Here is a 3,527-nt window from a genome sequence, read left to right on the forward strand (position 1 = left end):
TGTTGTCCGGATGCGGGAGCGATCCTGCAGTCGGGTGGCGGGGAGTTTGTCAGGAAAAGTGCTTCCCACTTTTCCGGTTCGACAAGCGACCCATCAAACAATGCGGTTATTGATAATGAGAACGATCAAGTGCCAAAAGGGCGTTCAGTGGATGCCTTGGCGCACACAGGCGATGAAGGACGTGATACGCTGCGATAAGCGTCGGGGAGCTGCGAATAAGCTTTGATCCGGCGATTTCCGAATGGGGCAACCCACTCCTTATGGAGTATCCCGCAAGGGAAGCGAACCCGGGGAACTGAAACATCTCAGTACCTGGAGGAAAGGACATCAATTGAGACTCCGGTAGTAGTGGCGAGCGAACCCGGACCAGGCCAGTGGCAGACAAGTAAGAACGGGAAGAAGCTGGAAAGCTTTGCCTTAGTGGGTGATAGCCCCGTACCGGTAGAAATCTTGTTTGTCCTTGAGTAGGGCGGGACACGTGAAATCCTGTCTGAACATGGGGGGACCACCCTCCAAGCCTAAGTACTCGTGTGCGACCGATAGTGAACAAGTACCGTGAGGGAAAGGTGAAAAGCACCCCGACGAGGGGAGTGAAACAGTTCCTGAAACTGGATGCCTACAAACAGTCAGAGCCCAAGGTTTGTCCTGGGTGATGGCGTACCTTTTGTATAATGGGTCAGCGACTTAGTCTGTCGTGCAAGCTTAAGCCGTTAGGTGTAGGCGTAGGGAAACCGAGTCTGAATAGGGCGATTAAGTACGACGGATTAGACCCGAAACCGAGTGATCTAGCCATGTGCAGGTTGAAGGTGTGGTAACACGCACTGGAGGACCGAACCCACGTCTGTTGAAAAAGACGGGGATGACGTGTGGCTAGGGGTGAAAGGCCAATCAAACTCGGAAATAGCTGGTTCTCCGCGAAATCTATTTAGGTAGAGCGTCAGACGAATACCTTGGGGGGTAGAGCACTGGATGGGCTAGGGGTCCTCACCGGATTACCAAACCTAACCAAACTCCGAATACCCAAGAGTACTATCTGGCAGACACACGGCGGGTGCTAAGGTCCGTCGTGGAAAGGGAAACAGCCCTGACCTACAGCTAAGGTCCCCAAGTCATGGTTAAGTGGGAAAGCATGTGGGAGTGCTTAGACAACCAGGAGGTTGGCTTAGAAGCAGCCATCCTTTAAAGATAGCGTAACAGCTCACTGGTCAAGCGCTCCTGCGGCGAAAATGTAACGGGGCTCAAACCATGCACCGAAGCTTAGGGTTCAGTGGCCAGTTGTCAGTGGTCAGTTGTCAGAAAAGAGACAGATGATGGGAGTTGAAGATCTTGAGGTCTTCAGGCGGGCTTATGCTTTGAGCCTCGAAATCCATCGTTTTAGTCTTGATTTTCCAAAAATCGAGCAGTTTGGCGGACTTGCCGATCAGCTCAGGCGGGCCTCGAAATCGGTCTGCGGGCTGATTGTCGAGGGTGCCGGGCGGCAATCGTCGTCTTCAAAGGAGTTCGCGCGCTATCTCGGGATGGCGGTCGGCTCTGCCGAGGAGGCGCGGTTGTGGTGCCGGTATGCCGCCGATCTGGGATATGTGGAGCGCAGGACGGCTTCGGGATGGCATGACGAATACAGTCATATCATCCGGATGCTGCAGGGCCTGCGCTCGCGTACGGAAAATACAAGAAAAACTTTTCTGACATCTGACCGCTGACATCTGGCCACTGAGCGGTAGCGGAGCGTTCCGTAAGCCTGCGAAGGGAGATCCGTGAGGGCTCCTGGAGGTATCGGAAGTGCGAATGCTGACATGAGTAGCGATAAAGAGTGTGAGAGACACTCTCGCCGAAAGTCCAAGGGTTCCTGCGCACTGTTAATCAGCGCAGGGTTAGCCGGCCCCTAAGGCGAGGCAGAAATGCGTAGTCGATGGGAACCACGTTAATATTCGTGGGCCTGCTGGGAAGTGACGGATTGCCAGGGTTGTACCCCCTTATTGGATTGGGGGTGCAGTGAGGCGGTCCCGGGAAACAGCCCCAGCGTATAGACCGTACCCTAAACCGACACAGGTGGACTGGTAGAGTATACCAAGGCGCTTGAGAGAACGATGCTGAAGGAACTCGGCAAATTGCACGCGTAACTTCGGGATAAGCGTGACCCCTTGACGGGCAACCGTTGGGGGGTGGCACAAAAGAGGGGGTGGCGACTGTTTATTAAAAACATAGGGCTCTGCGAAGTTGCAAAACGACGTATAGGGTCTGACGCCTGCCCGGTGCCGGAAGGTTAAAAGGAGAGGTGCAAGCCTTGAATTGAAGCCCCGGTAAACGGCGGCCGTAACTATAACGGTCCTAAGGTAGCGAAATTCCTTGTCGGGTAAGTTCCGACCTGCACGAATGGCGTAACGACTTCCCCACTGTCTCCAGCATCGACTCAGCGAAATTGAACTCCCCGTGAAGATGCGGGGTTCCTGCGGTCAGACGGAAAGACCCCGTGCACCTTTACTATAGCTTCACGCTGGCATTCGTGTCGGCATGTGCAGAATAGGTGGTAGGCTTTGAAGCGAGGACGCCAGTTCTCGTGGAGCCGCAATGTGAGATACCACCCTTATCGTCATGGATGTCTAACCGCGGTGTAACAGCACCCGGGACAGCGTGTGGTGGGTAGTTTGACTGGGGCGGTCGCCTCCCAAAGAGTAACGGAGGCGCGCGATGGTGGGCTCAGACCGGTCGGAAATCGGTCGTTGAGTGCAATGGCATAAGCCTGCCTGACTGCGAGAGTGACAGCTCGAGCAGAGACGAAAGTCGGTCATAGTGATCCGGTGGTCCCGCGTGGAAGGGCCATCGCTCAACGGATAAAAGGTACGCCGGGGATAACAGGCTGATGATGCCCAAGAGTCCTTATCGACGGCATCGTTTGGCACCTCGATGTCGGCTCATCACATCCTGGGGCTGGAGCAGGTCCCAAGGGTATGGCTGTTCGCCATTTAAAGTGGTACGTGAGCTGGGTTTAGAACGTCGTGAGACAGTTCGGTCCCTATCTGCCGTGGGTGTTGGAATATTGAGAGGAGCTGTCCCTAGTACGAGAGGACCGGGATGGACGAACCTCTGGTGGACCTGTTGTGGCGCCAGCCGCATTGCAGGGTAGCTAAGTTCGGACGGGATAACTGCTGAAAGCATCTAAGCAGGAAGCCTCCCTCAAAACCAGTATTCCCTATCAGAGCCGTGGAAGACCACCACGTCGATAGGCCGGGTGTGGAAGCGCAGCAATGTGTGGAGCTTACCGGTACTAATAGCTCGATCGGCTTGATCGTTCTCATTTATCAATAACCGTAAAAGATCATGCCTCTCATTCGTCAAAGGACGAGCAAAGCGAGGACCCCGTCGCACGTTTGCGACGCCCCGCCGGAGGGCCAGCGTAGGGCATAGGCGCGGCTTTAGCGCCGTCATGCCCGAAGCGGTGCGGCCCGCGAGGCAAAACAAAAAAAGACCAGTTCACGAAATGTGTTCTTTATCGATCTGGTGGCTATGGCGAAGCGCCCAGAACCCGA

1 rRNA gene is annotated in these 3,527 nt (G+C 55.0%); it reads left to right on the plus strand.

Annotated elements, in window-relative coordinates:
• Positions 1 to 123: 123 nt before the first annotated feature.
• Positions 124 to 3,290: ribosomal RNA gene (locus DQG18_RS15755) — 23S ribosomal RNA — on the plus strand.
• Positions 3,291 to 3,527 lie beyond the last annotated feature (237 nt).

It is taken from the genome of Pelagibacterium sediminicola (genome assembly GCF_003390885.1).
GTDB classification, from domain to species: domain Bacteria; phylum Pseudomonadota; class Alphaproteobacteria; order Rhizobiales; family Devosiaceae; genus Pelagibacterium; species Pelagibacterium sediminicola.